The sequence below is a fragment of the Pseudomonas edaphica genome, assembly GCF_005863185.1.
In the GTDB taxonomy this organism is placed as follows: domain Bacteria; phylum Pseudomonadota; class Gammaproteobacteria; order Pseudomonadales; family Pseudomonadaceae; genus Aquipseudomonas; species Aquipseudomonas edaphica.
This window is the reverse complement of record NZ_VBVZ01000753.1, coordinates 1-2,695: the sequence shown is the minus strand read 5'-3', so window position 1 is coordinate 2,695 and position 2,695 is coordinate 1. Positions and strand designations below refer to the sequence as shown.

Below are 2,695 nucleotides of genomic sequence, written 5' to 3'. Positions count from 1 at the left end.
CCAATCCACCGGGATGGCCCCTGCGTAGTTGGTCTGAATCAGCAATTTGCCACCGTCGAAGACTTTGATCTTGCCGGTCAGGCGGTCACCGTTCTTCAACCAGATGGTGTCGGCGAGCAGGGGCGTGGAGGCGCTGAGAACAGCAAGGCAGAGCAGGGTTCTGGACAACATAAGCGAATTCGAGGCTCGAAAATGGCGAAAAAGGGGCGTTATCGTGTTAGATAGCTTGGACTGACTCAAGGATTTATATTGAGTTCAATTCTCAACGGCATGATTACAGACGTTTCTTACAAAAACACCTCTTTATAAAGACGCGGCGATGCCCACACCTCACTCACCCGAAGACGCCCCCCAAAGCCCCGCAGACATGCGCCGAACGGCCCTGTACCTGACCCTGGCGCAAGTGCCCGAAGGTTGCGTGGTGAGTTACGGCGAGTTGGCGCACCTGGCCGGCCTGGGCCGTGCTGCCCGCTGGGTCGGGCGCACGCTCAGCCAACTGCCGGAGGACACCCGTCTGCCCTGGCATCGGGTATTGGGTGCCGGTGGTCGGATAAGTCTGCCGGTGGGCAGCGCTTCAGGCGACGAACAACGTGCGCGTTTGCGCAGTGAAGGCGTCAGTATCCTGAACAATCGCGTTGATATTCAGCGTCATGGCTGGCGCCCGGTAGAGCACAGCGGTTAGAGTGCGCGCTTTGTTTCCGCAAATCTGAGGCAGACTCCAGCCCATGCCCCGTAAAACCTGGCGCGCCGCGCTCGCCGCCTATGCCAGCCCTTCGACGTTAGTCCTGTTGTTGCTCGGCTTCGCCGCCGGCTTGCCTTACATGTTGGTGTTTTCGACGCTGTCTGTGTGGTTGCGCGAGGCCGGTGTGGCCCGCGAGACCATCGGCTATGCGAGCCTGATCGGCCTGGCCTATGCGTTTAAATGGGTCTGGTCGCCGCTGCTCGACCAATGGCGCCTGCCGCTGCTCGGCAAACTGGGACGACGTCGCTCCTGGCTGGTACTTGCCCAGACGCTGGTGATCCTCGGGTTGATCGGCATGGGTTTCTGCGACCCGCAAAAGCACTTGTCCTGGCTGATCGCCATTGCCGTTATCGTAGCCTTTGCCTCCGCCACCCAAGACATTGCGGTAGACGCCTATCGCCTGGAAATAGCCGACGACAGCCGCCAGGCCGCGCTGGCTGCCAGCTATATGTCCGGCTATCGCATCGCCGCACTGCTGGCCACCGCCGGCGCGCTGTTCTTTGCCGAAGGTTTCGGTTCCACCGGCTTCAACTATAAACACTCGGCCTGGACCGGTACTTACGTGCTGTTCGGCGTGCTGATGATCCCGGCACTGCTGACCACCTTCTTCATGCGTGAACCCGATGTGCCACTGCGCACCCAATTGCAGGCCGGGCGCTACAGCTTTGCGCATCAGCTTGTCTCGGTCTTTGTGCTGATCGTGCTGTTGGTGTCGGTCCCGGCGATGTTCACCCAGTTGTACAACACCGATTTCGCCAGCGTGCTGTTCCACGGCGTGAGCCTGTGGGAGCTGCTGATGGAAGATCGCGCGTTCCTGCGCGCCATCCTGTACATCATCCTCACTACCCTTTGCCTCTCGGCCATGGGTCGACGAGGCCTGGCACCCGTCCTCACGCCGGTTAACGACTTTATCCTGCGGTATCGCTGGCAGGCGCTGCTGCTGCTCGGGCTGATTGCGACCTATCGCATGTCCGACACGGTAATGGGCGTGATGGCCAACGTGTTCTACATCGACCAGGGCTTTACCAAGGACCAGATCGCCGGGGTCAGCAAGATCTTCGGCCTGATCATGACCCTGCTCGGCGCCGGTATGGGCGGCCTGTTGATTGTGCGCTTCGGCATCTTGCCGATCCTGTTTATCGGCGGCATTGCCTCGGCGGCCACCAACCTGCTGTTCGTGATGCTTGCCGACATGGGCCCGGACCTGCAGATGCTGATCTTCACCATCTCCCTGGATAACTTCAGTTCGGGGCTGGCCACCTCGGCGTTTGTCGCCTACCTGTCGAGCCTGACCAACCTCAAGTTCTCCGCCACCCAATACGCGCTGCTCAGCTCGATCATGCTGTTGCTGCCGCGCCTGATTGGTGGCTACTCGGGCGTGATGGTAGAGAAGTTCGGTTATCACAACTTCTTCATCATCACTTGCCTGCTGGGTGTGCCGACGCTGTTCCTGATTGCGCTGCACTGGTTTCAGGAAAGCCGACGGGCGCGGTTGAATCCTCCCGCAGAAGACTGACCCACCTCAGCCAATGTGGGAGCTGGCTTGTTGTGGCGAGCAAGCTTGCTTGCGCTGGGGTGCGAAGCGCCCCCAAAAAGCCGGTGACTGCTGCGCAGTCAAACGGGAGCAAGCTCCCTCGCCACAGCAAGCGCCCTCTCCATAGCAAGCCAGCTCCCACACACGCTCTACTCCACCAGAAACACCGCCACGACCTCACGCCTGTACTCCAGCGACAACCGCCCGTACAATCCCAAGTCATTTCAAGTCCAAGCAACCGACAACGGCCTACCATGCGTACCAGTCAATATTTGCTCGCCACACAGAAAGAAACGCCTTCCGACGCGGTTGTGATCAGTCATCAGCTGATGCTGCGCGTCGGCATGATCCGCAAACTGGCCTCCGGCCTGTACACCTGGCTGCCCATGGGCTTGAAGGTGATGCGCAAGGTCGAAGCC

General features: G+C 60.0%; 3 protein-coding genes and 1 pseudogene. 3 read left to right on the top strand and 1 reads right to left on the bottom strand.

Annotation, left to right across the window (positions count from 1 at the left end; genetic code table 11):
* Positions 1–171, bottom strand: a pseudogene (locus FEM54_RS30000) (DUF481 domain-containing protein); the annotation flags it as partial.
* 148 nt (positions 172–319) lie between these two features.
* Between FEM54_RS30000 and FEM54_RS29995 the strand changes: the two are divergent.
* From FEM54_RS29995 to FEM54_RS34840, 3 genes are all read left to right on the top strand, one after another.
* Positions 320–682, top strand: a complete 363-nt coding sequence (locus FEM54_RS29995) for an MGMT family protein (protein ID WP_099549362.1) — start codon at positions 320–322, stop codon at positions 680–682.
* 43 nt (positions 683–725) lie between these two features.
* Positions 726–2,258, top strand: a complete 1,533-nt coding sequence (locus FEM54_RS29990) for an AmpG family muropeptide MFS transporter (protein ID WP_017139744.1) — start codon at positions 726–728, stop codon at positions 2,256–2,258.
* Positions 2,259–2,530: 272 nt separating this feature from the next.
* A partial coding sequence (locus FEM54_RS34840; protein ID WP_171045939.1) for a hypothetical protein occupies positions 2,531–2,695 on the top strand: 165 nt, incomplete at its 3' end.